The 26163-nt window shown below is 53.5% G+C and carries 23 protein-coding genes; 19 read left to right on the top strand and 4 right to left on the bottom strand.

The features are described from left to right. Positions 1–10 precede the first annotated feature (10 nt). The 11 genes from nuoC to nuoN all read left to right on the top strand — a co-directional run bounded on the left by nuoC (position 11) and on the right by nuoN (position 13820). Positions 11–1813, top strand: a complete 1803-nt coding sequence (gene nuoC, locus ACJHX3_RS15000; protein WP_000247878.1) for an NADH-quinone oxidoreductase subunit C/D — start codon at positions 11–13, stop codon at positions 1811–1813. 2 nt (positions 1814–1815) lie between these two features. Next, positions 1816–2316, top strand: a complete 501-nt coding sequence (gene nuoE, locus ACJHX3_RS14995; protein WP_000545042.1) for an NADH-quinone oxidoreductase subunit NuoE — start codon at positions 1816–1818, stop codon at positions 2314–2316. Next, a complete protein-coding gene (nuoF, locus tag ACJHX3_RS14990) occupies positions 2313–3650 on the top strand; it encodes an NADH-quinone oxidoreductase subunit NuoF (protein ID WP_000789502.1) in 1338 nt (445 codons plus the stop codon). Before nuoE ends, nuoF begins: the two co-directional genes overlap by 4 nt. A gap of 52 nt (positions 3651–3702) precedes the next feature. Then, positions 3703–6429, top strand: a complete 2727-nt coding sequence (gene nuoG, locus ACJHX3_RS14985) for an NADH-quinone oxidoreductase subunit NuoG (protein ID WP_042064099.1) — start codon at positions 3703–3705, stop codon at positions 6427–6429. Further along, the gene (gene nuoH / locus ACJHX3_RS14980) at positions 6426–7403 is read left to right on the top strand and encodes an NADH-quinone oxidoreductase subunit NuoH (RefSeq protein ID WP_000118507.1); all 978 of its coding nucleotides are present in this window, start codon (positions 6426–6428) and stop codon (positions 7401–7403) included. The genes nuoG and nuoH overlap by 4 nt, the downstream gene beginning before the upstream one ends. 14 nt (positions 7404–7417) lie before the next feature. Continuing rightward, positions 7418–7960, top strand: a complete 543-nt coding sequence (gene nuoI / locus ACJHX3_RS14975) for an NADH-quinone oxidoreductase subunit NuoI (protein WP_000172749.1) — start codon at positions 7418–7420, stop codon at positions 7958–7960. Between the two features lie 11 nt (positions 7961–7971). Beyond that, the gene (gene nuoJ / locus ACJHX3_RS14970) at positions 7972–8526 is read left to right on the top strand and encodes an NADH-quinone oxidoreductase subunit J (protein ID WP_000393511.1); all 555 of its coding nucleotides are present in this window, start codon (positions 7972–7974) and stop codon (positions 8524–8526) included. Continuing rightward, the gene (gene nuoK, locus ACJHX3_RS14965; protein ID WP_000612644.1) at positions 8523–8825 is read left to right on the top strand and encodes an NADH-quinone oxidoreductase subunit NuoK; all 303 of its coding nucleotides are present in this window, start codon (positions 8523–8525) and stop codon (positions 8823–8825) included. The genes nuoJ and nuoK overlap by 4 nt, the downstream gene beginning before the upstream one ends. Then, on the top strand, positions 8822–10663 hold the full coding sequence (gene nuoL, locus ACJHX3_RS14960) for an NADH-quinone oxidoreductase subunit L (RefSeq protein ID WP_001056618.1): 1842 nt from the start codon (positions 8822–8824) through the stop codon (positions 10661–10663). Before nuoK ends, nuoL begins: the two co-directional genes overlap by 4 nt. 163 nt (positions 10664–10826) lie before the next feature. Continuing rightward, positions 10827–12356, top strand: coding sequence for an NADH-quinone oxidoreductase subunit M (gene nuoM, locus ACJHX3_RS14955; RefSeq protein WP_000926441.1), 1530 nt, complete (start codon positions 10827–10829; stop codon positions 12354–12356). Between the two features lie 6 nt (positions 12357–12362). Beyond that, positions 12363–13820: an NADH-quinone oxidoreductase subunit NuoN gene (gene nuoN, locus ACJHX3_RS14950; RefSeq protein ID WP_000156701.1), complete on the top strand. Its 1458-nt coding sequence runs from the start codon at positions 12363–12365 to the stop codon at positions 13818–13820. Between the two features lie 66 nt (positions 13821–13886). Here nuoN and ACJHX3_RS14945 read toward each other — a convergent pair whose 3' ends face one another. The 4 genes from ACJHX3_RS14945 to rbn all read right to left on the bottom strand — a co-directional run bounded on the left by ACJHX3_RS14945 (position 13887) and on the right by rbn (position 18183). Beyond that, entirely contained in the window at positions 13887–14390 is a 504-nt protein-coding gene (locus ACJHX3_RS14945; RefSeq protein WP_000525377.1) for a YfbM family protein, read from the bottom strand. A 98-nt stretch (positions 14391–14488) separates the two neighbouring features. After that, a complete protein-coding gene (locus ACJHX3_RS14940) occupies positions 14489–15454 on the bottom strand; it encodes a M28 family metallopeptidase (RefSeq protein WP_000188400.1) in 966 nt (321 codons plus the stop codon). Between the two features lie 400 nt (positions 15455–15854). Next, entirely contained in the window at positions 15855–17078 is a 1224-nt protein-coding gene (locus ACJHX3_RS14935) for an ElaD/SseL family deubiquitinase (protein ID WP_094321887.1), read from the bottom strand. A gap of 187 nt (positions 17079–17265) precedes the next feature. Next, a complete protein-coding gene (gene rbn, locus ACJHX3_RS14930) occupies positions 17266–18183 on the bottom strand; it encodes a ribonuclease BN (RefSeq protein ID WP_001604679.1) in 918 nt (305 codons plus the stop codon). 64 nt (positions 18184–18247) lie between these two features. On the opposite strand from rbn, the gene ACJHX3_RS14925 reads away from it, so the two are divergent. The 8 genes from ACJHX3_RS14925 to menE all read left to right on the top strand — a co-directional run bounded on the left by ACJHX3_RS14925 (position 18248) and on the right by menE (position 26143). After that, positions 18248–18709 carry a GNAT family N-acetyltransferase gene (locus tag ACJHX3_RS14925; protein WP_000574084.1) on the top strand — a complete coding sequence of 154 codons (462 nt, stop codon included), beginning with the start codon at positions 18248–18250 and terminating at the stop codon, positions 18707–18709. 54 nt (positions 18710–18763) lie between these two features. Next, positions 18764–19069 (top strand): stress response protein ElaB, encoded by a 306-nt coding sequence (gene elaB / locus ACJHX3_RS14920; protein ID WP_000070621.1) that lies wholly within the window; start codon positions 18764–18766, stop codon positions 19067–19069. 78 nt (positions 19070–19147) lie between these two features. Then, complete coding sequence (gene menF / locus ACJHX3_RS14915) at positions 19148–20443, top strand: isochorismate synthase MenF (protein ID WP_094308628.1); 1296 nt, start codon at positions 19148–19150, stop codon at positions 20441–20443. 88 nt (positions 20444–20531) lie between these two features. Continuing rightward, positions 20532–22202, top strand: a complete 1671-nt coding sequence (menD, locus tag ACJHX3_RS14910; protein WP_094308629.1) for a 2-succinyl-5-enolpyruvyl-6-hydroxy-3-cyclohexene-1-carboxylic-acid synthase — start codon at positions 20532–20534, stop codon at positions 22200–22202. Next, entirely contained in the window at positions 22199–22957 is a 759-nt protein-coding gene (gene menH / locus ACJHX3_RS14905) for a 2-succinyl-6-hydroxy-2,4-cyclohexadiene-1-carboxylate synthase (RefSeq protein ID WP_042097751.1), read from the top strand. Before menD ends, menH begins: the two co-directional genes overlap by 4 nt. A gap of 14 nt (positions 22958–22971) precedes the next feature. Beyond that, positions 22972–23829, top strand: coding sequence for a 1,4-dihydroxy-2-naphthoyl-CoA synthase (menB, locus tag ACJHX3_RS14900; protein ID WP_000639996.1), 858 nt, complete (start codon positions 22972–22974; stop codon positions 23827–23829). Next, a complete protein-coding gene (gene menC, locus ACJHX3_RS14895) occupies positions 23829–24791 on the top strand; it encodes an o-succinylbenzoate synthase (protein WP_001255636.1) in 963 nt (320 codons plus the stop codon). Before menB ends, menC begins: the two co-directional genes overlap by 1 nt. Beyond that, positions 24788–26143: an o-succinylbenzoate--CoA ligase gene (gene menE, locus ACJHX3_RS14890; protein WP_042097492.1), complete on the top strand. Its 1356-nt coding sequence runs from the start codon at positions 24788–24790 to the stop codon at positions 26141–26143. The genes menC and menE overlap by 4 nt, the downstream gene beginning before the upstream one ends. Positions 26144–26163: the final 20 nt, after the last annotated feature.

Below are 26163 nucleotides of genomic sequence, written 5' to 3'. Positions count from 1 at the left end.
ACCATTTGCAATGGTGAACAATATGACCGACTTAACCGCGCAAGAACCCGCCTGGCAGACCCGCGATCATCTTGATGATCCGGTGATTGGCGAACTGCGCAACCGTTTTGGGCCGGATGCCTTTACTGTTCAGGCGACTCGCACCGGGGTTCCCGTTGTGTGGATCAAGCGTGAACAATTACTGGAAGTTGGCGATTTCTTAAAGAAACTGCCGAAACCTTACGTCATGCTGTTTGACTTACACGGCATGGACGAACGTCTGCGCACACACCGCGAAGGGTTACCTGCCGCGGATTTTTCCGTTTTCTACCATCTGATTTCTATCGATCGTAACCGCGACATCATGCTGAAGGTGGCGCTGGCAGAAAACGACCTGCACGTACCGACCTTCACCAAACTGTTCCCGAACGCTAACTGGTATGAGCGTGAGACCTGGGATCTGTTTGGCATTACTTTCGACGGTCACCCGAACCTGCGCCGCATCATGATGCCGCAAACCTGGAAAGGTCACCCGCTGCGTAAAGATTACCCGGCGCGCGCTACCGAATTCTCGCCGTTTGAGCTGACCAAAGCCAAACAGGATCTGGAGATGGAAGCCCTGACCTTCAAACCGGAAGAGTGGGGGATGAAGCGCGGCACCGAAAACGAGGACTTCATGTTCCTCAACCTCGGTCCGAACCACCCGTCGGCGCACGGTGCTTTCCGTATCGTTTTGCAGCTCGATGGCGAAGAGATTGTCGACTGCGTACCAGACATCGGCTACCACCACCGTGGTGCGGAGAAAATGGGCGAACGCCAGTCCTGGCACAGCTACATTCCGTATACTGACCGTATCGAATACCTCGGTGGCTGCGTTAACGAAATGCCTTACGTGCTGGCGGTAGAGAAACTGGCCGGGATCACCGTGCCGGATCGCGTTAACGTCATTCGCGTAATGCTTTCTGAGCTGTTCCGCATCAACAGTCACCTGCTGTATATCTCGACCTTTATTCAGGACGTCGGCGCAATGACGCCAGTGTTCTTCGCCTTTACCGATCGTCAGAAAATTTACGATCTGGTGGAAGCGATCACGGGTTTCCGTATGCACCCGGCGTGGTTCCGTATTGGCGGCGTTGCGCACGACCTGCCGCGCGGCTGGGATCGTCTGCTGCGAGAGTTCCTCGACTGGATGCCGAAACGTCTGGCGTCTTACGAGAAAGCGGCGCTGCAAAACACCATTCTGAAAGGTCGTTCCCAGGGCGTTGCCGCCTATGGCGCGAAAGAGGCGCTGGAGTGGGGCACCACTGGCGCGGGCCTGCGTGCTACCGGGATCGACTTCGACGTGCGTAAGGCGCGTCCGTATTCTGGCTATGAAAACTTCGACTTTGAAATCCCGGTGGGTGGTGGTGTTTCTGACTGCTACACCCGCGTAATGCTTAAAGTGGAAGAGCTGCGCCAGAGTCTGCGCATTCTTGAGCAGTGCCTCAACAACATGCCGGAAGGCCCGTTCAAAGCGGATCACCCACTGACCACGCCGCCGCCGAAAGAGCGCACGTTGCAACATATCGAAACCCTGATCACCCACTTCCTGCAAGTGTCGTGGGGGCCGGTGATGCCAGCCAATGAATCTTTCCAGATGATTGAGGCGACCAAGGGGATCAACAGTTACTACCTGACCAGCGACGGTAGCACCATGAGTTATCGCACCCGTATCCGTACGCCGAGTTATGCGCATTTGCAGCAAATTCCGGCGGCGATCCGCGGCAGCCTGGTGTCTGACCTGATTGTTTATCTGGGCAGTATCGATTTTGTTATGTCAGATGTGGACCGCTAATTATGCACGAGAATCAACAACCACAAACCGAGGCTTTTGAGCTGAGTGCGGCAGAGCGTGAAGCGATTGAGCACGAGATGCACCACTACGAAGACCCGCGTGCGGCGTCCATTGAAGCGCTGAAAATCGTTCAGAAGCAGCGTGGCTGGGTGCCGGATGGCGCGATCCACGCGATCGCCGATGTGCTGGGTATTCCGGCGAGTGACGTCGAAGGTGTGGCAACGTTTTATAGCCAGATCTTCCGCCAGCCGGTTGGCCGCCATGTGATCCGTTATTGCGACAGCGTGGTCTGTCATATCAACGGTTACCAGGGCATCCAGGCGGCGCTCGAGAAAAAGCTGAACATCAAACCAGGGCAAACGACATTTGACGGTCGCTTTACGCTGCTGCCAACTTGCTGCCTGGGGAACTGTGATAAAGGGCCAAACATGATGATCGATGAGGACACTCACGCGCATCTGACCCCGGAAGCGATCCCTGAACTGCTGGAGCGGTATAAATGAAAAACATTATCCGTACTCCCGAAACGCATCCGCTGACCTGGCGTCTGCGCGATGACAAACAGCCAGTGTGGCTGGACGAATACCGCAGCAAAAACGGTTACGAAGGCGCGCGTAAGGCGCTGACCGGGCTGTCTCCGGACGAAATCGTTAATCAGGTAAAAGACGCTGGTCTGAAAGGGCGCGGCGGCGCGGGCTTTTCGACTGGTCTGAAGTGGAGCCTGATGCCGAAAGACGAATCCATGAACATCCGTTACCTGCTGTGTAACGCCGATGAAATGGAGCCGGGCACCTATAAAGACCGCCTGTTGATGGAGCAACTGCCGCACCTGCTGGTGGAAGGTATGCTCATCTCCGCGTTTGCCCTGAAAGCGTACCGTGGCTACATCTTCCTGCGTGGCGAATATATTGAAGCGGCAGTGAATCTGCGCCGCGCCATTGCCGAAGCCACCGAAGCGGGCCTGCTTGGCAAAAACATTATGGGAACAGGTTTCGATTTCGAACTGTTCGTCCATACTGGGGCAGGGCGCTACATCTGCGGGGAAGAAACAGCGTTAATCAACTCCCTGGAAGGGCGTCGCGCTAACCCGCGCTCGAAACCCCCCTTCCCGGCAACCTCCGGCGTATGGGGCAAACCGACTTGTGTCAACAACGTCGAAACCCTGTGTAACGTTCCGGCGATCCTCGCTAACGGCGTGGAGTGGTATCAGAACATCTCGAAAAGTAAAGATGCTGGCACCAAGCTGATGGGCTTCTCCGGTCGGGTGAAAAATCCGGGCCTGTGGGAACTGCCGTTCGGCACCACCGCACGCGAGATCCTCGAAGATTACGCCGGTGGTATGCGTGACGGTCTGAAATTCAAAGCCTGGCAGCCAGGCGGCGCTGGCACCGACTTCCTGACCGAAGCGCACCTTGATCTGCCGATGGAATTCGAAAGTATCGGTAAAGCGGGAAGCCGTCTGGGTACGGCGCTGGCGATGGCGGTTGACCATGAGATCAACATGGTGTCGCTGGTGCGTAACCTGGAAGAGTTTTTCGCCCGTGAGTCCTGCGGCTGGTGTACGCCGTGCCGCGACGGTCTGCCGTGGAGCGTGAAAATTCTGCGTGCGCTGGAGCGTGGCGAAGGTCAGCCGGGCGATATCGAAACACTTGAGCAACTGTGTCGATTCTTAGGCCCGGGTAAAACTTTCTGTGCCCACGCACCTGGTGCAGTGGAGCCGTTACAGAGCGCCATCAAATATTTCCGCGAAGAATTTGAGGCGGGAATCAAACAGCCGTTCAGCAATACCCATTTGATTAATGGGATTCAGCCGAACCTGCTGAAAGAGCGCTGGTAACCGAATTTCGATTAACGCTCAGTCTCTGACTGAGAAAACTGGAAGCATGCTAATGGCTACAATTCATGTAGACGGCAAAGAATACGAGGTCAACGGAGCGGACAACCTGCTGGAAGCTTGTCTGTCTCTGGGCCTTGATATTCCTTACTTTTGCTGGCATCCGGCGCTGGGAAGCGTCGGTGCTTGCCGCCAGTGTGCGGTGAAGCAATACCAAAACGCGGAAGACACGCGTGGTCGCCTGGTGATGTCCTGTATGACACCGGCTTCCGATGGCACCTTTATTTCCATTGACGACGAAGAAGCGAAACAGTTCCGTGAAAGTGTGGTCGAGTGGTTAATGACCAACCACCCGCACGACTGTCCGGTATGTGAAGAGGGCGGTAACTGCCATCTTCAGGATATGACTGTGATGACCGGACACAGCTTCCGTCGCTACCGTTTCACCAAACGTACCCACCGTAATCAGGATTTGGGGCCATTCATCTCTCACGAAATGAACCGCTGCATCGCCTGCTACCGCTGTGTGCGTTACTACAAAGATTACGCTGACGGCACGGACCTGGGCGTTTACGGTGCGCACGACAACGTCTACTTCGGTCGCCCGGAAGACGGCACGCTGGAAAGCGAATTTTCCGGTAACCTGGTCGAAATTTGCCCGACCGGCGTATTCACCGACAAAACGCACTCCGAGCGTTACAACCGTAAATGGGATATGCAGTTTGCGCCGAGCATCTGCCAGCAATGTTCCATCGGCTGTAACATCAGCCCCGGCGAGCGTTATGGCGAACTGCGTCGAATCGAAAACCGTTACAACGGTACAGTAAACCACTACTTCCTCTGCGACCGTGGTCGTTTCGGTTACGGTTACGTCAACCTGAAAGATCGTCCGCGTCAGCCAGTACAGCGTCGTGGCGATGATTTCATTACCCTCAATGCCGAACAGGCAATGCAGGGCGCGGCAGATATTCTGCGTCAGTCGAAGAAAGTGATCGGTATTGGTTCTCCGCGTGCCAGCGTGGAAAGCAACTTTGCGCTGCGTGAGCTGGTGGGCGAAGAAAACTTCTACACCGGTATCGCACATGGTGAGCAGGAACGTCTGCAACTGGCGCTGAAAGTACTGCGTGAAGGCGGCATTTATACGCCGGCACTGCGCGAAATCGAATCTTACGATGCGGTACTGGTGCTGGGCGAAGACGTTACCCAGACCGGCGCACGCGTCGCGCTGGCAGTTCGTCAGGCGGTGAAAGGTAAAGCACGCGAAATGGCGGCAGCACAGAAAGTGGCTGACTGGCAGATTGCGGCAATCCTCAACATCGGTCAACGTGCTAAGCATCCGCTGTTTGTTACCAACGTTGATGACACCCGTCTGGATGATATCGCGGCGTGGACTTACCGCGCACCGGTTGAAGATCAGGCGCGTTTAGGTTTTGCCATCGCCCATGCGCTGGACAACTCCGCACCAGCGGTTGACGGTATCGAACCTGAGCTGCAAAGCAAAATCGACGTCATCGTGCAGGCTCTGGCGGGTGCGAAGAAACCGTTGATTATCTCCGGGACGAACGCCGGTAGCACCGAAGTTATTCAGGCGGCGGCTAACGTCGCAAAAGCCCTGAAAGGTCGCGGCGCTGACGTCGGTATCACCATGATTGCCCGCTCTGTAAACAGCATGGGGCTGGGCATTATGGGTGGCGGTTCGCTTGAAGAAGCGTTAACTGAACTGGAAACCGGACGCGCCGACGCGGTGGTGGTGCTGGAAAACGATCTGCATCGTCACGCTTCTGCTACCCGCGTGAATGCTGCGCTGGCTAAAGCGCCGCTGGTGATGGTGGTTGACCATCAACGCACAGCGATTATGGAAAACGCCCATCTGGTGCTTTCTGCTGCCAGCTTTGCTGAAAGCGACGGTACGGTGATCAACAACGAAGGCCGCGCCCAACGTTTCTTCCAGGTTTACGATCCGGCCTATTACGACAGCAAAACTGTCATGCTGGAAAGCTGGCGCTGGTTACACTCGCTGCACAGCACTCTGCTGAGCCGTGAAGTGGACTGGACGCAGCTTGACCATGTAATTGACGCTGTTGTGGCGAAAATTCCGGAACTGGCAGGTATCAAAGATGCTGCGCCGGATGCGACATTCCGTATTCGTGGGCAGAAACTGGCCCGTGAGCCGCACCGTTACAGCGGTCGTACCGCCATGCGCGCCAACATCAGCGTTCATGAGCCGCGTCAGCCGCAGGATATTGACACCATGTTCACCTTCTCGATGGAAGGTAACAACCAGCCGACCGCGCACCGTTCGCAAGTGCCGTTTGCCTGGGCACCGGGCTGGAACTCCCCTCAGGCGTGGAACAAATTCCAGGACGAAGTGGGCGGCAAACTGCGCTTTGGCGATCCGGGCGTGCGTCTGTTTGAAACCAGCGAAAATGGTCTGGATTACTTCACCAGCGTACCGGCACGCTTCCAGCCGCAGGACGGGAAATGGCGTATTGCGCCGTATTACCACCTGTTTGGCAGCGATGAATTGTCACAGCGTGCTCCGGTCTTCCAGAGCCGTATGCCGCAGCCGTACATCAAACTCAACCCAGCGGATGCCGCGAAGTTGGGTGTGAACGCGGGTACACGCGTCTCCTTTAGTTACGATGGCAACACGGTCACGCTGCCGGTTGAAATCGCCGAAGGACTGGCGGCAGGGCAGGTGGGCTTGCCGATGGGTATGTCCGGCATTGCTCCGGTGCTGGCGGGCGCGCATCTTGAGGATCTCAAGGAGGCACAACAATGAGTTGGATATCACCGGAACTGATTGAGATCCTGCTGACCATCCTCAAAGCGGTGGTGATCCTGCTGGTGGTTGTCACCTGTGGGGCATTCATGAGCTTTGGCGAACGTCGCCTGCTGGGTCTGTTCCAGAACCGTTACGGACCTAACCGTGTTGGCTGGGGCGGTTCGCTCCAGCTGGTCGCGGACATGATCAAGATGTTCTTTAAAGAAGACTGGATCCCGAAATTCTCGGATCGCGTCATCTTTACCCTGGCACCGATGATTGCCTTTACCTCGCTGCTGCTGGCCTTTGCGATTGTGCCAGTCAGCCCAGGTTGGGTGGTTGCCGACCTGAACATCGGGATTTTGTTCTTCCTGATGATGGCCGGTCTGGCGGTCTACGCGGTGCTGTTTGCGGGCTGGTCAAGTAACAACAAATACTCGCTGCTGGGTGCGATGCGTGCTTCTGCGCAGACCCTGAGCTACGAAGTGTTCCTCGGGCTTTCCCTGATGGGCGTGGTGGCGCAGGCCGGTTCATTCAACATGACCGACATCGTCAACAGCCAGGCGCATGTGTGGAACGTCATCCCGCAATTCTTTGGTTTTATTACCTTTGCCATCGCGGGCGTGGCGGTGTGTCACCGTCACCCGTTTGACCAGCCGGAAGCCGAGCAGGAACTGGCGGATGGTTACCACATTGAATATTCCGGCATGAAGTTCGGTCTGTTCTTCGTGGGCGAATACATCGGGATTGTGACCATCTCTGCACTGATGGTGACGCTGTTCTTCGGTGGCTGGCAAGGCCCGTTGTTACCGCCATTCATCTGGTTCGCGCTGAAAACCGCGTTCTTTATGATGATGTTCATTTTGATTCGTGCGTCGTTACCGCGTCCGCGTTATGACCAGGTAATGTCCTTCGGCTGGAAAATCTGCCTGCCGCTGACGCTGATCAACTTGTTGGTAACGGCGGCTGTCATTCTCTGGCAGGCGCAATAAGGGGCAATAAGACCATGACCTTAAAAGAATTGTTAGTAGGTTTCGGCACCCAGGTTCGTAGTATCTGGATGATCGGCCTGCACGCGTTCGCCAAACGCGAAACGCGAATGTACCCGGAAGAGCCGGTCTATCTGCCGCCCCGTTATCGTGGTCGTATCGTTCTGACCCGCGATCCGGACGGCGAAGAGCGTTGCGTAGCCTGTAACCTCTGCGCGGTAGCCTGCCCGGTCGGCTGTATCTCGCTGCAAAAAGCAGAAACCAAAGACGGTCGCTGGTATCCGGAATTTTTCCGCATCAACTTCTCACGCTGCATTTTCTGTGGTCTGTGCGAAGAAGCCTGTCCGACCACGGCGATTCAGTTAACCCCGGATTTCGAAATGGGGGAATACAAGCGCCAGGATCTGGTTTACGAGAAAGAGGATCTGCTGATCTCCGGTCCGGGCAAATACCCGGAATATAACTTCTACCGGATGGCAGGTATGGCAATCGACGGCAAAGATAAGGGCGAAGCAGAGAACGAAGCCAAGCCTATCGACGTCAAGAGCCTGTTACCGTAAGGAGAGGGGCAATGGAGTTCGCTTTTTATATCTGTGGCCTGATAGCCATACTTGCGACCTTGCGAGTGATCACCCATACCAATCCGGTACACGCACTGCTGTACCTGATTATTTCGCTGCTGGCGATCTCTGGGGTGTTCTTCTCACTGGGCGCTTACTTCGCCGGTGCGCTGGAAATTATCGTCTACGCGGGTGCCATTATGGTGCTGTTCGTGTTCGTGGTGATGATGCTCAACCTGGGCGGTTCAGAAATTGAACAGGAACGCCAGTGGCTGAAACCGCAGGTGTGGATTGGTCCGGCAATTTTGTCGGCCATCATGCTGGTGGTGATTGTTTACGCCATTCTCGGTGTTAACGATCAGGGTATCGACGGTACGCCAATCAGTGCTAAAGCAGTGGGTATTACGCTGTTCGGGCCTTACGTACTGGCGGTGGAACTGGCTTCTATGCTGCTGCTCGCGGGTCTGGTTGTGGCCTTCCACGTTGGTCGTGAAGAGCGAGCGGGTGAAGTGCTGAGCAATCGTAAAGACGACAGCGCGAAAAGAAAAACGGAGGAGCACGCATGATCCCCTTACAACATGGACTGATCCTCGCGGCAATCTTATTCGTTCTTGGCTTAACCGGTCTGGTTATCCGTCGCAATCTGCTGTTTATGCTGATTGGTCTGGAAATCATGATTAACGCCTCCGCGCTGGCCTTTGTGGTCGCCGGAAGCTACTGGGGCCAGACCGACGGTCAGGTAATGTACATTCTCGCCATCAGCCTCGCGGCGGCAGAAGCAAGTATCGGCCTTGCGCTGCTGCTGCAACTTCACCGTCGTCGCCAGAACCTGAACATCGATTCAGTAAGTGAGATGCGCGGATGAACATGCTTGCCTTAACCATTATTTTGCCATTGATTGGCTTCGTCCTGCTGGCGTTCTCCCGTGGGCGCTGGTCTGAAAACGTCTCGGCGATCGTGGGCGTTGGCTCTGTGGGCCTGGCGGCGCTGGTAACTGCCTTTATCGGCGTTGACTTCTTCGCTAACGGTGAGCAGGCATACAGCCAGCCGCTGTGGACGTGGATGTCGGTAGGCGACTTTAACATCGGTTTTAACCTGGTGCTGGACGGCCTGTCGCTGACCATGCTCTCGGTGGTCACTGGTGTGGGTTTCCTTATTCACATGTACGCCTCCTGGTATATGCGCGGTGAAGAGGGCTACTCTCGCTTCTTTGCTTACACCAACCTGTTCATTGCCAGCATGGTAGTTCTGGTGCTTGCCGATAACCTGCTGTTGATGTACCTCGGCTGGGAAGGCGTGGGCCTGTGCTCCTATCTGCTGATCGGTTTCTATTACACCGATCCGAAGAATGGCGCAGCGGCAATGAAAGCGTTCGTCGTGACCCGTGTGGGTGACGTCTTCCTCGCTTTCGCGCTGTTCATTCTTTACAACGAACTGGGCACCCTGAACTTCCGCGAAATGGTGGAACTGGCACCAGCGCACTTTGCTGACGGCAATAACATGCTGATGTGGGCGACGCTGATGCTGCTGGGCGGTGCGGTCGGTAAATCTGCTCAGTTGCCGTTGCAGACATGGCTTGCCGACGCGATGGCGGGCCCGACGCCTGTCTCCGCGCTGATCCACGCTGCAACAATGGTAACCGCGGGTGTCTACCTGATCGCCCGTACCCACGGCCTGTTCCTGATGACGCCGGAAGTTCTGCATCTGGTGGGCATTGTCGGGGCGGTTACGCTGCTGCTGGCCGGTTTTGCCGCGCTGGTACAGACCGATATCAAACGTGTTCTCGCTTACTCTACCATGAGCCAGATTGGCTACATGTTCCTCGCGCTTGGCGTGCAGGCATGGGATGCGGCGATTTTCCACTTGATGACTCACGCGTTCTTTAAAGCGCTGCTGTTCCTGGCATCCGGTTCCGTCATTCTGGCCTGCCATCACGAACAGAACATCTTCAAGATGGGCGGTCTGCGTAAATCTATTCCGCTGGTTTATCTCTGCTTCCTGGTGGGCGGCGCAGCACTGTCGGCACTGCCGCTGGTCACTGCGGGCTTCTTCAGTAAGGATGAGATCCTCGCGGGTGCGATGGCGAATGGTCATATCAATCTGATGGTGGCTGGTCTGGTCGGTGCGTTTATGACCTCGCTCTACACCTTCCGTATGATTTTCATCGTCTTCCACGGAAAAGAACAAATTCACGCTCACGCCGTGAAAGGGGTAACTCACAGCCTGCCGCTGATTGTGCTGCTGATCCTTTCCACCTTCGTTGGCGCACTGATTGTACCGCCGCTGCAGGGCGTGCTTCCGCAAACGACGGAGCTGGCGCACGGCAGCATGTTGACCCTGGAAATTACCTCTGGCGTGGTCGCGGTGGTCGGCATTCTGCTGGCAGCCTGGCTGTGGCTGGGTAAACGTACTCTGGTGACCTCCATCGCCAACAGTGCGCCGGGCCGTCTGCTGGGCACCTGGTGGTACAACGCCTGGGGCTTTGACTGGCTGTACGACAAAGTGTTCGTCAAGCCGTTCCTGGGTATTGCCTGGTTGCTGAAACGCGATCCGCTGAACTCAATGATGAACATCCCGGCTGTCCTTTCCCGCTTTGCAGGTAAAGGTCTGCTGTTAAGCGAGAACGGTTATCTGCGCTGGTATGTGGCATCCATGAGCATCGGTGCGGTCGTGGTGCTGGCACTGTTGATGGTACTGCGTTGAGTTAAGGATTGTGGGATTGCCCCTGGGCATATAAGAACGTAGGTCGGATAAGCCGCATTCGCGGTGCATCCGACACTACCCCCAGTCCGAAGAGAATTTTCTGTCGTGAGAATTCGTTGAAAATCCGGTCCTGACGGGACTTTTACAAGGAATAAAGATCGCCATGTTACTACCCTGGCTAATATTAATTCCCTTTATCGGCGGCTTCCTGTGCTGGCAGACCGAACGCTTTGGCGTCAAGGTGCCGCGCTGGATCGCGCTGATCACCATGGGATTGACGCTGGCGCTGTCGCTGCAACTGTGGTTGCAGGGCGGTTATTCACTGACGCAATCCGCCGGAATTCCGCAGTGGCAGTCTGAATTCGACATGCCGTGGATCCCGCGTTTTGGTATCTCTATCCATCTCGCCATTGACGGGCTATCGCTGCTGATGGTCGTGCTGACCGGTCTGCTCGGTGTGCTGGCGGTACTCTGTTCGTGGAAAGAGATCGAAAAATATCAGGGCTTCTTCCACCTCAACCTGATGTGGATCCTGGGCGGCGTTATCGGCGTGTTCCTTGCCATCGACATGTTCCTGTTCTTCTTCTTCTGGGAAATGATGCTGGTGCCGATGTACTTCCTGATCGCACTGTGGGGGCATAAAGCCTCTGACGGTAAAACGCGTATCACGGCGGCAACCAAGTTCTTCATTTACACCCAGGCGAGTGGTCTGGTGATGTTGATCGCCATCCTGGCGCTGGTTTTTGTTCACTACAATGCGACCGGCGTCTGGACCTTCAACTATGAAGAGCTGTTGAATACGCCAATGTCCAGTGGTGTGGAATATCTGTTGATGCTGGGCTTCTTCATCGCGTTTGCGGTGAAAATGCCGGTGGTTCCGCTGCATGGCTGGCTGCCGGATGCGCACTCACAGGCTCCGACCGCCGGTTCCGTTGACCTCGCGGGGATCTTGCTGAAAACTGCCGCTTACGGTTTGCTGCGTTTCTCCCTGCCGCTATTCCCGAACGCGTCGGCAGAGTTCGCGCCAATCGCTATGTGGCTGGGTGTTATCGGCATCTTCTACGGTGCGTGGATGGCCTTCGCCCAGACCGATATCAAACGTCTGATCGCCTACACCTCGGTTTCCCACATGGGCTTCGTGCTGATTGCTATCTATACCGGCAGCCAGTTGGCCTACCAGGGCGCGGTAATCCAGATGATTGCGCACGGCTTGTCGGCGGCGGGTCTGTTTATTCTCTGCGGTCAGCTTTATGAACGTATCCATACCCGCGACATGCGCATGATGGGCGGTCTGTGGAGCAAGATGAAATGGCTGCCAGCACTGTCGCTGTTCTTTGCGGTGGCAACGCTTGGGATGCCAGGCACCGGTAACTTCGTCGGCGAATTTATGATTCTGTTCGGCAGCTTCCAGGTTGTCCCGGTGATTACCGTTATCTCTACCTTTGGGCTGGTCTTTGCATCTGTTTATTCGCTGGCGATGTTGCATCGCGCTTACTTCGGTAAAGCGAAAAGCCAGATTGCCAGCCAGGAACTGCCAGGGATGTCGCTGCGTGAGCTGTTTATGATCCTGTTGCTGGTGGTGCTGCTGGTACTGCTGGGCTTCTATCCGCAGCCGATTCTGGATACCTCGCACTCCGCGATTGGCAATATCCAGCAGTGGTTTGTTAATTCCGTTACTACTACAAGGCCGTAAATCGCCATGACAATAACTCCACAAAACCTGATCGCACTGCTACCGTTGCTGATCGTCGGCTTGACGGTGGTGGTTGTGATGCTCTCCATTGCGTGGCGACGCAATCATTTCCTCAACGCTACGCTCTCGGTTATTGGGCTTAACGCGGCGCTGGTTTCGCTCTGGTTTGTCGGCCAGGCGGGCGCTATGGACGTTACGCCGCTGATGCGCGTTGATGGTTTCGCCATGCTTTACACCGGGCTGGTATTGTTGGCGAGCCTCGCCACCTGTACTTTCGCCTACCCGTGGCTTGAAGGCTATAACGACAACAAGGACGAGTTCTACCTGTTGGTGTTAATTGCCGCGCTGGGCGGGATCCTGCTGGCGAATGCCAACCATCTGGCGTCTCTGTTCCTCGGTATTGAACTGATCTCTTTGCCGCTGTTTGGCCTGGTCGGTTACGCTTTCCGCCAGAAACGTTCGCTGGAAGCCAGTATCAAATACACTATCCTTTCTGCCGCAGCGTCTTCTTTCCTGCTGTTCGGTATGGCGCTGGTGTATGCGCAGTCTGGCGACCTGTCGTTTGTCGCGCTGGGTAAAAACCTCGGCGACGGTATGCTCAACGAGCCGCTGTTGCTGGCAGGTTTCGGCCTGATGATTGTTGGCCTTGGCTTCAAACTCTCTCTGGTGCCGTTCCACCTGTGGACGCCAGACGTATACCAGGGCGCGCCTGCGCCGGTTTCCACTTTCCTGGCGACGGCGAGCAAAATCGCTATCTTCGGCGTGGTGATGCGTCTGTTCCTTTACGCTCCGGTGGGTGACAGTGAAGCGATTCGCGTGGTGCTGGCGATTATCGCCTTTGCCTCTATCATCTTCGGTAACCTGATGGCGCTGAGCCAGACCAATATCAAACGTCTGCTTGGTTACTCATCTATCTCTCACCTCGGCTATCTGCTGGTGGCGCTGATTGCGCTGCAAACCGGCGAGATGTCGATGGAAGCGGTAGGGGTTTACCTGGCCGGTTATCTGTTCAGCAGCCTCGGCGCGTTCGGCGTGGTCAGCCTGATGTCCAGCCCGTATCGTGGCCCGGATGCTGATTCCCTGTTCTCTTACCGCGGACTGTTCTGGCATCGTCCGATCCTCGCGGCGGTGATGACGGTGATGATGCTGTCTCTGGCCGGTATTCCGATGACGCTGGGCTTTATTGGTAAGTTCTACGTGCTGGCGGTCGGTGTCCAGGCACACTTGTGGTGGCTGGTGGGTGCCGTGGTTGTCGGTTCGGCAATCGGCCTCTACTACTACCTGCGCGTGGCTGTGAGCTTGTATCTTCACGCCCCGGAACAACCGGGTCGCGATGCACCATCAAACTGGCAGTACAGCGCGGGCGGTATCGTGGTGCTGATCTCTGCACTGTTGGTACTGGTGCTGGGTGTATGGCCACAACCGCTGATTAGCATTGTGCGGTTAGCAATGCCGCTGATGTAAGCTGTCAGTTCGTAAGTCAGAAAGCCGCCGACATGTTCGGCGGTTTTTTTTGGTGCCCTGACCCCATCACCCAACAATAACCGTCAGCGCATGATTCCCTTGTCGCAGCATACGTCGATACGCACTAATCAGCTTTTCCATATCAAGCATGATCGAAGCAAAGAGCTGCCCCTCTAACTCTTCTGAAAAGGTCACTCCCGGATAAATCTCCATTTCATTGAGTCGTTTAATGGAAAACTGTTTACGCAGCTCACTTCGATCCAGTGATTCCAGGCGATCGATTGTCGCGGCTAACTCCTGATTCCAGGTCAATCCCAGGAAGCCATCTATGCCATCTTCGAGGCTGTGTTCACCAAGCACGGCACGACTCAGCGGATCATTCTTCGCGGGATCAAAAGCAGAGGTGCCTGTCAGCCCAAAGTGTAAAAAATCCCAGCGTTTATCAATATCCAGTCGGCGTAATCCTGAAAGCGTGTCATGTATATTATCCATCAAAGGTTTTTGAGTAGACTCAAGAAGTTGGTTAATCTTTTCTGAGTCAATTTCTGCAAAATAGCCAATCATTCCCATTTATTTTTCCTCCGTTGAATTTCATGTTTCGCATCTTAAAACAGACGAGGGAAAATAAAATGCGCATGTTGCTTTTTCTGGATCCTCCTCGAGAAATTTTATTGTTTACTGTTGTATAACAAGGTGATAACGCCATCCACGACCTGAGCCATTTTCTGATAATTCAATCTGTCTGCGGTATCACCGGGCAAGTGGTATTGTTTATTACGATAAAAAGCGGTGTCGGTAATCATTACGGCGGGAATATCGTGTTGCCAATAATTAAGGTGATCAGAGAAATCAATACCGGGAATAAACCCTGGGGCATTCATAGAATAAACAGATAAATCCCGGGATGACAACAATGCCGCTTTTAGCTGACGAACGGCGTTGATATCCTGCATTCTGCCGACCACGGCAATAAAGTCTCCCCGATCGGGATAAAGCCAGGACATTGCCGGGTAAGGGTAATTCTGACTACCAGGCGCAGAGTCGTAATAGCCAATCATCTCCAGCGCTATCATTAATCTCACTGGACGCTCAAGCGAAGCTGCATGTACCGCGCTCCCCATTTCATCGCTACGAAAGAAGGGCGGCTCTTCCGACGCATAGGCGACCAGCTGCACGCCAGTTTTCGGTACTTGCTGATGTAACAAACGTGCCAGTTCGAGTAATCCTGCCACACCGCTGGCGTTATCATCCGCGCCCGGCGTATAGGTCAATTGATCGTTTTCATAACTGCTGGCAGAGTCATAGTGCGCACCAATAATAATCAGCGGTCCATCGGCAGGACCATAATCAGCAACAATGTTTTTGTAGGGGCCACCCGCAATGGGGACATCCTGCGAGGTAACTCTGGCACCGCTACTGACAAAGACCTCTTTTATATACTCTGCGGACCTATTCAGATTATCAATATTGTCGGCACTACGTGGATGTACAGTTTGTGTAAGATAACGAACTGTTTTTTCTAATTGCTCAGGACTTGCGTGTCGGGGCGTTGGCGGCAATGCATTGACCCAAGGTTGGTAAAAAATAATAAAAGGAAGCGATAGTAGTAATGATATAAAATAAAGAGGTGTCATTTTTTTTCATATGTAAATTATCAATAAAAGGCGTTATTTTATAATTATTTATAATGAGTTGTGAGTGTTTATTTTATTACGGTTGGTAGAGATATACAAAAAGTATTTTTTTACAGTGGGTTCGCTATTTTAAAAAGGAATTCATATGAGAAAAAAATATAATTATGTTATTTATTGGCAGATTGAATTGACAGGGGGCAGAAATCTGAGGGTAAGAAAAGTCAGCAACTACAATCCACTACATCAACAGACCAGAAATCGCGTGCCGCGATACGCTGGAAATACCCGTAGATTGAACTGGTGGATGGTGTGACTGGCATCAGTCAGTGATGACTTTTTAGCAAACTATGTTCGACCAGTCAGCATATTTGCTGATTGGTCGAATTGATTAACAATAATGTTAACTTACTCTTTTTCCTGATGCTCTATTTTTGGGTTGTGAGTGTGTTTTTTCTAATTGTGTATAAGAAGCATTGATTAGTGCATCGCCATATTTATCTAAATAACAATTTCTGTTTATCAGTCGATGTTGGAAATCAATTTCGTACTGCTCTTCTGCTGAATATTTTTTAAATCTGTTAGCATAGTTTTTTAATAACGTATAGGGGGAGCTGTCAGAATTGCTTTCCCTTTGTTCAATCACTTCCTGGGCTGCCATGCACATAAATGCACCGCAACTTTGGCTTAAGTATTGCTGAAGATCGGCATGTAAAAATATTATCTCTGGTTCAGTTAAATGATCTGTTATATTATCATTATTCGGCATTTCCCCAATGAATTTAGAATTGAAACTATTAATGACACGCTTAAGTGAATTTTCTTTATCATGGCCTAGTGCACGTAATGAGTTGAATATGACGCATTTTATTTGTTGTGTGTTGTTTTTTTCATTAACTATTTTTTGGAGCGAAACTAATATCCAGTGTCCGCCAGTATTTATGGGGAATAACTGGACTGCTTTCGGCCATGATGGATCGCTCTTAATATTATCATTGAGAGCGATTTCCAGGTAAGTGCTGTTGGAATCGGGGAGGTAGAGACTAGTAGGATAATTGACTTGAGTATTTTTTGCATTAGCGGCGATCTTCTGAAGATAGCAATCTATTTCATCCGTGGTTAATTGACGATTTTTATCCCAGAAGTTTGTACCATCACTCAGTTCATTATTCTTATCATTTAAAAGCACCTTTGAAAGCGACTGTTTTTCTGATATAAGAGGAATTTCATCACCGATAATTGTCATTAATTTTGACGGGGAGAATAGCTTTTCGAACAGGAGATTATCTGAATTATCCGGACCAGCTGGTTTAAGGGGGGAGTTGGTTGCGGTATGTGCCAAATTATATAATTTTAAACAGGCATTTTTGATAAGTCGGATAATCGATAGGGGTTCATTTGTTGGGGTTCTAACAATATGGTAAAGAATATCTTCAGCTTTTTTTCCAAATTCATCATAACCTAACGCAATATTATGCAGTAACTCAATGCTTTCTTCATCTCCGGATAACGCTGTTTTTTTTAAAGACTGCAGTAATTCCTCGGTCACAGTAAATTTTTCTGCAAATGTCTGACAGAGTTGGGTTTGAGATAATTGACAATAATTGCTGACAACTGTAACCATCATAGGCTCCTTTTAGTTGCAAAGGTTGTGCTGAATGAAGATGAAAAGAGGCAACTTATTGCTCTGAATATAGTGCGTGAGGAGATGAATAAATATCAAAAATCGCTCAATATGCCCGTGTGGGTGGATATATGTGGCGCGGGTTGCGATAACAGGGCAAGTTTCGCCCTGTTTTTAATAATAAGCAGAGTTAAACGTTAAACACGGTGAAATCATTCGCCAGTTCAGTCGCCGGGAAAATTGACCTGCATTCACGTAACAGGTGCTGACAACCTTTGTCATCATAGCGCGAGCTGACGTGGGTAATGATTAGCTTACCGACTCCAGCCTCACGGGCCAGTGTCGCAGCCTGGCGTGTAGAGCTGTGGCCGCGACTATTGGCTTTGGCTTCCATGGTTATATCCAACGTCGCTTCGTGCACCATGACATCGACGCCTTTAGCCAGGTCAAGTGCGGCATCGCAGGGGCCGGTATCGCCGAAAATAGCGAGCGCTTTACCTGGCACTGGAGCGGCTAAGTAATCTGCGCCGTTAATCTGCCTTCCATCTTCCAGCATGATTGTTTTGCCCGCTTTTAATGCCTGAAACAGTGGGCCAGGCGGTACGCCAGCAGCTTTTAATGCCTGGGCATTTAATGCACCCGGTTTATCATGTTCTTCAATACGATAGCCATAACATTCCAGTGGGTGTTCCAGCGGATAAGCGGTTACTTTGCGCAGGCCATCATCGAAAATTTCGCCAGCGCCAATTTCGACAATTTCCAGCGGATAATCGGTCCATGAGCCGCTAATCCGCAGCGCGGTCTCCACAAATTCACGGATACCTTGCGGACCATAAATCGTTAAGGGTTGGACAATACCAGACATAGAACGACTGCACAGCAAGCCGGGTAAACCAAAGAGATGATCGCCATGAAGGTGACTGATAAAAATCTTGTCCAGTTTTCCAGGGTTAAAGGCGGTATGCAGTAGCTGATGCTGGGTGCCTTCACCGCAGTCAAACAACCAAAGACCGCTCTGGGTCGGATGTTGCAGGTTAAGCAATATTGCCGTGACATTGCGCGTACGGGTTGGCACACCGGCTGAAGTACCTAAAAAAATTAATTCCATGAGTTCATCACGTTTCAAAAAATATTCCGGCTAGTATAAGGCATACATCTAAAAGGAGAGCATTATGATTGAATGGCAAGATCTGCATCACTCTGAATTATCGGTTTCCCAGCTTTATGCCTTATTACAACTGCGTTGCGCGGTGTTTGTTGTTGAGCAGAATTGCCCTTATCAGGATATCGATGGTGATGATTTGACGGGGGATAATCGCCATATTCTCGGTTGGAAAAATGATGAACTGGTGGCGTATGCGAGGATTCTGAAAAGTGATGATGATCTTGAGCCGGTCGTTATTGGTCGGGTGATTGTTAGTGAAGCGTTGCGTGGCGAAAAAGTGGGGCAGCAGCTGATGAATAAAACACTCGAAACATGTACGCGTCACTGGCCTGATAAACCTGTTTACCTCGGGGCGCAGGCGCATCTGCAAAACTTCTACCAGAGTTTTGGCTTTATCCCTGTGACGGAGGTCTATGAAGAAGATGGTATCCCACACATTGGGATGGCACGCGAGGTAATTCAGGCGTAATCAATAACCCTTGTCTATAGTTAGTGACAGGTTTTACGCAAATGGAGAACGAGAATGTCTAATCAGTTTGGTGATACACGTATCGATGATGACCTGACGCTGCTTAGTGAAACACTGGAAGAGGTGCTCCGCTCCTCTGGCGATCCCGCCGATCAGAAATATGTTGAGCTGAAAGCGCGTGCAGAAAAAGCGCTGGATGATGTGAAAAAACGGGTTAGCCAGGCTTCAGACAGTTATTACTATCGGGCGAAGCAGGCTGTTTATCGTGCTGATGACTACGTCCACGAAAAACCCTGGCAAGGAATTGGTGTGGGCGCGGCCGTTGGGCTGGTACTAGGACTGTTGCTGGCACGCCGTTAAAACCTCCCTACACCGGGGTACTGCATTTTTTTTGTAGTACCCCGTATAATGTGAGGCTTTTAACAGGGAGAGGTCCGCGTGCAATCACTTACTACGGCGCTGGAAAATCTACTGCGCCATTTGTCGCAAGAGATTCCGGCGACACCCGGCATTCGGGTTATCGATATTCCTTTCCCTCTCAAAGACGCTTTTGATGCCTTGAGCTGGCTGGCCAGTCAGCAAACGTACCCGCAATTCTACTGGCAACAACGTAATGGTGATGAAGAAGCTGCCGTCCTGGGCGCGATTACCCGTTTTACGTCGTTGGACCAGGCACAACGGTTTCTTCGTCGGCACCCGGAACACGCCGACTTACGCATCTGGGGGCTGAATGCGTTTGACCCGTCGCAGGGTAATTTACTTTTACCACGCCTCGAATGGCGACGCTGTGGCGGTAAAGCCACGCTGCGGCTGACGCTATTCAGCGAAAGCTCCCTTCAGCATGATGCGATTAAGGCAAAAGAATTTATCGCCACACTGGTGAGTATTAAACCCTTGCCTGGGTTACATTTAACCACCACCCGAGAACAACACTGGCCGGACAAAACGGGCTGGACGCAATTAATCGAACTGGCAACGAAAACCATCGCCGAAGGTGAGCTCGACAAAGTGGTGCTTGCTCGGGCAACTGACCTGCATTTCGCAAGTCCGGTCAATGCGGCAGCGATGATGGCTGCCAGTCGTCGGCTTAATCTGAACTGCTATCATTTTTATATGGCCTTTGATGGCGAAAATGCTTTTCTTGGCTCTTCACCGGAACGGTTATGGCGGCGGCGTGACAAAGCGCTGCGTACTGAAGCGCTGGCGGGAACGGTAGCAAATCATCCTGATGATAAGCAGGCGCAGCGGTTGGGTGAGTGGCTGATGGCGGATGATAAAAACCAGCGCGAGAACATGTTGGTGGTGGAAGATATCTGCCAACGATTACAGGCCGATACCCAAACGCTGGATGTTTTACCGCCGCAGGTACTGCGTCTGCGTAAAGTGCAGCATCTTCGCCGCTGTATCTGGACTTCACTCAACAAAGCGGATGATGTGATCTGTTTACATCAGTTGCAGCCAACGGCAGCAGTTGCTGGCTTACCGCGCGATCTGGCGCGACAGTTTATCGCCCATCACGAACCGTTCACCCGAGAATGGTACGCCGGTTCTGCGGGCTATCTCTCTTTACAACAAAGCGAATTCTGCGTTTCCCTGCGCTCAGCAAAAATCAGTGGCAATGTCGTGCGATTATATGCTGGCGCGGGCATTGTCCGTGGTTCCGACCCCGAGCAAGAGTGGCAGGAAATCGACAACAAAGCGGCAGGGCTGCGTACTTTATTACAAATGGAATAGTAATGAGTCGCATCATTACCGATTCATATCAATAATCTATTTTTGTAGCTCCTTATACTTAGCCGCAATATTGATACCGGACAAACTCATGTCAGTAAGCGCATTTAACCGACGCTGGGCGGCGGTCATTCTGGAAGCATTAACGCGTCACGGCGTCAGACACATCTGTATCGCCCCTGGCTCGCGTTCTACACCGTTAACGTTAGCGGCGGCGGAGAATTCCGCATTCATTCACCACACCCATTTCGATGAGCGTGGACTGGGGCACCTGGCGCTGGGGCTGGCGAAAGTCAGTAAGCAGCCGGTGGCGGTGATTGTGACCTCCGGCACGGCGGTAGCAAATCTCTACCCGGCACTGATTGAAGCTGGGTTAACCGGAGAAAAACTGATCCTGTTAACCGCCGATCGCCCGCCGGAGCTAATTGACTGCGGCGCGAATCAGGCGATTCGTCAGCCGGGAATGTTCGCCTCTCACCCCACGAACAGTATTTCACTGCCGCGCCCGACCCAGGATATTCCTGCACGTTGGCTGGTTTCTACCATCGACCATGCTCTCGGTAAGCTTCATGCGGGCGGAGTCCATATCAACTGCCCGTTTGCTGAACCGCTGTATGGCGAAATGGACGACACCGGGCTTAGCTGGCAACAGCGGCTGGGCGACTGGTGGCAGGACGATAAGCCGTGGCTGCGTGAAGCGCCTCGTCTGGAAAGTGAAAAACAGCGCGACTGGTTCTTCTGGCGGCAAAAGCGCGGCGTGGTGGTTGCCGGGCGCATGAGTGCGGAAGAGGGCAAAAAAGTTGCACTGTGGGCGCAAACTCTTGGCTGGCCGCTGATTGGCGACGTGCTGTCGCAAACCGGACAGCCGCTGCCGTGTGCCGATCTCTGGTTAGGCAATGCCAAAGCGACCAGCGAACTGCAACAGGCACAAATTGTGGTGCAACTGGGAAGCAGCCTGACGGGCAAACGGCTCCTGCAATGGCAGGCAAGCTGTGAACCGGAAGAGTACTGGATTGTTGATGACATCGAAGGGCGACTTGATCCGGCACACCATCGCGGACGTCGCTTAATTGCCAATATTGCCGACTGGCTGGAGCAACATCCGGCAGAAAAACGCCAGCCCTGGTGCGTTGAAATCCCGCGCCTGGCGGAACAGGCAATGCAGGCGGTTATTGCCCGTCGCGATGCGTTTGGCGAAGCCCAACTGGCGCATCGCATCAGCGACTATCTGCCTGAACAGGGGCAATTGTTTGTCGGTAACAGCCTGGTAGTACGTCTGATTGATGCGCTTTCGCAACTTCCGGCAGGTTACCCGGTGTACAGCAACCGAGGTGCCAGCGGTATCGACGGGCTGCTCTCAACTGCCGCTGGCGTTCAGCGGGCCAGTGGCAAACCGACGCTGGCGATTGTGGGCGATCTCTCAGCACTTTACGATCTCAACGCGCTGGCGTTATTACGTCAGGTTTCCGCGCCGCTGGTATTAATTGTGGTGAACAACAACGGCGGGCAAATTTTCTCGCTGTTGCCAACGCCGAAAAACGAGCGCGAGCGTTTCTATCTGATGCCGCAAAACGTCCATTTTGAGCACGCCGCCGCGATGTTCGAGCTGAAATATCATCGTCCGCAAAACTGGCAGGAACTTGAAACGGCGCTTGCTGACGCCTGGCGCACGCCGACCACCACGGTAATTGAAATGGTGGTTAACGACACCGATGGTGCGCAAACCCTCCAGCAACTGCTGGCGCAGGTAAGCCATTTATGATCCTGCACGCACAGGCAAAATACGGCAAACCAGGTTTACCCTGGCTGGTGTTTTTGCACGGTTTTTCCGGCGATTGCCACGAATGGCAAGAAGTGGGCGAGACGTTTGCCGACTACTCACGGTTGTATGTTGATCTCCCGGGTCACGGTGGTTCGGCGGCAATTAGCGTCGATGGATTTGATGATGTCACCGACTTACTGCGTAAAATTCTTGTTAGTTACAACATCCTTAACTTCTGGCTGGTGGGGTACTCGCTTGGCGGACGGGTGGCGATGATGGCGGCTTGCCAGGGGCTGGCGGGGCTTTGTGGGGTTGTTGTCGAAGGCGGGCATCCTGGGTTGCAAAATGCTGAACAACGCACGGAACGTCAGCGTTCCGATCGCCAATGGGCGCAGCGTTTTCGCACAGAACCGTTAACGGCGGTATTTGCCGACTGGTATCAACAGCCTGTTTTTGCCTCGCTCAATGGCGATCAACGCCGGGAGCTGGTGGCGCTGCGCAGCAACAATAATGGCGCAACCCTTGCCGCCATGCTGGAGGCGACTTCTCTCGCCGTCCAGCCCGATTTACGTGCTAACCTTAGCGCCCGCACATTTGCGTTTTATTATTTATGTGGTGAACGTGACAGCAAATTCCGCGCTCTGGCGACGGAACTGGCTGCCGACTGCCATGTCATTCCTCGCGCCGGACATAACGCGCATCGGGAAAATCCCGCTGGCGTAATCGCAAGTCTGGCGCAGATCTTGCGTTTCTGACTAAAGGACACAATATGATTTATCCTGATGAAGCAATGCTTTACGCACCGGTTGAATGGCACGACTGCTCCGAAGGTTTCGAGGACATTCGTTATGAAAAATCCACCGACGGTATCGCAAAAATCACCATTAATCGTCCGCAGGTGCGCAATGCCTTCCGTCCTCTGACGGTAAAAGAGATGATCCAGGCACTGGCAGATGCGCGTTATGACGACAACATCGGCGTGATCATTCTGACTGGCGCAGGCGATAAAGCGTTCTGCTCCGGCGGTGACCAGAAAGTGCGTGGTGATTACGGCGGCTATAAAGATGATTCCGGCGTACATCACCTGAACGTGCTGGACTTCCAGCGTCAGATTCGTACCTGTCCGAAACCGGTTGTCGCGATGGTGGCTGGCTACTCCATCGGCGGCGGTCACGTTCTGCACATGATGTGCGACCTGACTATCGCGGCAGATAATGCCATCTTCGGTCAGACTGGCCCGAAAGTCGGTTCCTTCGACGGCGGCTGGGGCGCTTCCTACATGGCTCGCATCGTCGGGCAGAAAAAAGCGCGTGAAATCTGGTTCCTGTGCCGTCAGTACGACGCAAAACAGGCGCTGGATATGGGCCTTGTAAACACCGTGGTACCGCTGGCGGATCTGGAAAAAGAAACCGTCCGCTGGTGCCGCGAAATGCTGCAAAACAGCCCGATGGCGCTGCGCTGCCTGAAAGCTGCGCTGAACGCCGACTGTGACGGTCAGGCGGGTCTGCAGGAGCTGGCGGGCAACGCCACCATGCTGTTCTACATGACGGAAGAAGGTCAGGAAGGTCGCAACGCTTTCAACCAGAAACGTCAGCCTGATTTCAGCAAATTCAAACGGAATCCGTAATGCGTAGCGCGCAGGTATACCGCTGGCAGATCCCCATGGACGCGGGGGTGGTTCTGCGCGACAGGCGGTTAAAAACCCGCGACGGGCTGTATGTTTGCCTGCGTGAGGGCGAGCGCGAAGGGTGGGGGGAGATCTCCCCACTACCGGGCTTCAGCCAGGAAACCTGGGAAGAGGCACAAAGCGTGCTGCTTGCCTGGGTAAATAACTGGCTGGCAGGTGATAGCGAGCTACCGCAAATGCCTTCCGTCGCCTTTGGCGTAAGCTGTGCATTGGCGGAGCTGGCAGACACGCTCCCGCAGGCAGCCAATTATCGTGCTGCGCCGCTGTGTAATGGCGATCCTGACGATCTGATCCTCAAACTTGCCGATATGCCTGGCGAGAAAGTGGCGAAGGTCAAAGTGGGATTGTACGAAGCCGTGCGCGACGGCATGGTGGTCAATCTGTTGCTGGAGGCAATTCCGGATCTGCATTTGCGTCTTGACGCGAACCGCGCCTGGACGCCGCTGAAAGGCCAGCAGTTTGCCAAATACGTTAACCCGGATTATCGCGACCGCATCGCGTTTCTCGAAGAGCCGTGCAAAACCCGCGATGATTCCCGTGCGTTTGCCCGTGAAACCGGCATTGCCATTGCCTGGGATGAAAGCCTGCGCGAGCCGGATTTTGCCTTTGTGGCTGAAGAGGGCGTGCGCGCGGTAGTTATCAAACCCACGCTCACGGGCAGCCTGGAGAAAGTACGCGAGCAGGTGCAGGCGGCGCATGCGCTGGGGCTGACGGCGGTGATCAGTTCATCTATTGAGTCGAGCTTAGGCTTAACGCAACTGGCGCGGATTGCCGCCTGGTTAACACCAGAGACTATTCCAGGGCTGGACACGCTGGATCTGATGCAGGCGCAGCAGGTTCGTCGCTGGCCGGGTAGCCCACTGCCGTTAGTGGACATTAATGCACTGGAGCGGCTGCTATGATCTTCTCTGACTGGCCGTGGCGTCACTGGCGGCAAGTGCGGGGAGAAGCCATCGCCTTACGTCTCAATGACGAGCAACTCAACTGGCGCGAGCTTTGTGCTCGCGTCGATGAATTAGCCTCCGGCTTTGCGGTGCAGGGCGTTGTTGAGGGCAGCGGCGTGATGTTGCGGGCGTGGAATTCGCCGCAAACGCTGCTGGCCTGGCTGGCGTTACTGCAATGCGGAGCGCGGGTGCTGCCCGTGAATCCACAGCTGCCGCAACCGTTACTTGAGGAATTGCTGCCCAATCTGACGCTGCAATTTGCGCTGGTGCCGGATGGGGAAAACACGTTTCCGGCATTAACTTCGCTGCACATTCAGCTGGTTGAAGGCGCACATGCCGCTGCGTGGCAGCCGACGCGTCTGTGCTCAATGACGTTGACCTCCGGCTCTACCGGTTTGCCGAAAGCCGCTGTTCATACTTATCAGGCCCATCTTGCCAGTGCGCAAGGTGTGTTATCGCTGATACCGTTTGGCGAGCACGATGACTGGTTGCTCTCTTTACCGCTGTTTCACGTCTCCGGTCAGGGAATTATGTGGCGCTGGTTATACACTGGTGCGCGGATGACGGTGCGTGATAAACAGCCATTGGAGCAAATGCTGGCAGGCTGTACGCACGCTTCACTGGTGCCAACACAACTCTGGCGTTTGCTGGTTAACCGCAGTTCCGTTTCCCTGAAAGCGGTGCTACTTGGCGGCGCGGCTATCCCGGTCGAGTTGACGGAACAGGCGCGTGAGCAGGGGATTCGTTGCTTTTGCGGCTATGGTCTGACCGAGTTTGCCTCCACGGTGTGTGCGAAAGAAGCCGACGGTCTGGCAGACGTTGGTTCGCCGCTGCCGGGTCGGGAAGTGAAAATCGTTAATGATGAAGTGTGGCTGCGGGCTGCCAGTATGGCTGAAGGTTACTGGCGTAACGGGCAACTGGTGGCACTGGTTAATGACGAAGGCTGGTACGCTACGCGCGACCGCGGTGAACTGCATAATGGCAAGCTGACCATTGTCGGACGTTTAGATAATCTGTTCTTCAGTGGCGGTGAGGGTATTCAGCCGGAAGAAGTCGAGCGCGTTATTGCTGCACATCCTGCGGTTTTGCAGGTGTTTATCGTCCCCGTTGCCGACAAGGAGTTTGGTCATCGGCCGGTAGCGGTGGTGGAGTATGACCAGCAAACCGTTGATCTTAGTGAATGGGTGAAAGATAAGCTGGCCCGTTTTCAGCAACCGGTGCGTTGGTTAACGCTGCCGCCTGAACTGAAAAACGGCGGCATTAAGATTTCACGTCAGGCGCTAAAAGAGTGGGTGCATCGCCAGGATTAAGAAATCATTAGTTTCACTTC

It is taken from the genome of Escherichia sp. WS1265, from assembly GCF_046487585.1.
In the GTDB taxonomy this organism is placed as follows: Bacteria; Pseudomonadota; Gammaproteobacteria; order Enterobacterales; family Enterobacteriaceae; genus Escherichia; species Escherichia coli.
The sequence above is the reverse complement of the archived record's forward strand: the minus strand, read 5'-3'. Positions and strand labels throughout refer to the sequence as shown.

Coding starts and splice junctions, on each gene's coding strand:
- nuoG (WP_042064099.1), top strand. CDS start 3,703: ATGGCTACAATTCATGTAGACGGCAAAGAATACGAGGTCAACGGAGCG.
- nuoE (WP_000545042.1), top strand. CDS start 1,816: ATGCACGAGAATCAACAACCACAAACCGAGGCTTTTGAGCTGAGTGCG.
- nuoH (WP_000118507.1), top strand. CDS start 6,426: ATGAGTTGGATATCACCGGAACTGATTGAGATCCTGCTGACCATCCTC.
- rbn (WP_001604679.1), bottom strand. CDS start 18,183: ATGGAATTAATTTTTTTAGGTACTTCAGCCGGTGTGCCAACCCGTACG.
- ACJHX3_RS14935 (WP_094321887.1), bottom strand. CDS start 17,078: ATGATGGTTACAGTTGTCAGCAATTATTGTCAATTATCTCAAACCCAA.
- menC (WP_001255636.1), top strand. CDS start 23,829: ATGCGTAGCGCGCAGGTATACCGCTGGCAGATCCCCATGGACGCGGGG.
- nuoI (WP_000172749.1), top strand. CDS start 7,418: ATGACCTTAAAAGAATTGTTAGTAGGTTTCGGCACCCAGGTTCGTAGT.
- menH (WP_042097751.1), top strand. CDS start 22,199: ATGATCCTGCACGCACAGGCAAAATACGGCAAACCAGGTTTACCCTGG.
- menB (WP_000639996.1), top strand. CDS start 22,972: ATGATTTATCCTGATGAAGCAATGCTTTACGCACCGGTTGAATGGCAC.
- nuoL (WP_001056618.1), top strand. CDS start 8,822: ATGAACATGCTTGCCTTAACCATTATTTTGCCATTGATTGGCTTCGTC.
- nuoN (WP_000156701.1), top strand. CDS start 12,363: ATGACAATAACTCCACAAAACCTGATCGCACTGCTACCGTTGCTGATC.
- nuoK (WP_000612644.1), top strand. CDS start 8,523: ATGATCCCCTTACAACATGGACTGATCCTCGCGGCAATCTTATTCGTT.
- nuoJ (WP_000393511.1), top strand. CDS start 7,972: ATGGAGTTCGCTTTTTATATCTGTGGCCTGATAGCCATACTTGCGACC.
- ACJHX3_RS14945 (WP_000525377.1), bottom strand. CDS start 14,390: ATGGGAATGATTGGCTATTTTGCAGAAATTGACTCAGAAAAGATTAAC.
- menE (WP_042097492.1), top strand. CDS start 24,788: ATGATCTTCTCTGACTGGCCGTGGCGTCACTGGCGGCAAGTGCGGGGA.
- nuoC (WP_000247878.1), top strand. CDS start 11: ATGGTGAACAATATGACCGACTTAACCGCGCAAGAACCCGCCTGGCAG.
- nuoF (WP_000789502.1), top strand. CDS start 2,313: ATGAAAAACATTATCCGTACTCCCGAAACGCATCCGCTGACCTGGCGT.
- menD (WP_094308629.1), top strand. CDS start 20,532: ATGTCAGTAAGCGCATTTAACCGACGCTGGGCGGCGGTCATTCTGGAA.
- nuoM (WP_000926441.1), top strand. CDS start 10,827: ATGTTACTACCCTGGCTAATATTAATTCCCTTTATCGGCGGCTTCCTG.
- ACJHX3_RS14940 (WP_000188400.1), bottom strand. CDS start 15,454: ATGACACCTCTTTATTTTATATCATTACTACTATCGCTTCCTTTTATT.
- elaB (WP_000070621.1), top strand. CDS start 18,764: ATGTCTAATCAGTTTGGTGATACACGTATCGATGATGACCTGACGCTG.
- ACJHX3_RS14925 (WP_000574084.1), top strand. CDS start 18,248: ATGATTGAATGGCAAGATCTGCATCACTCTGAATTATCGGTTTCCCAG.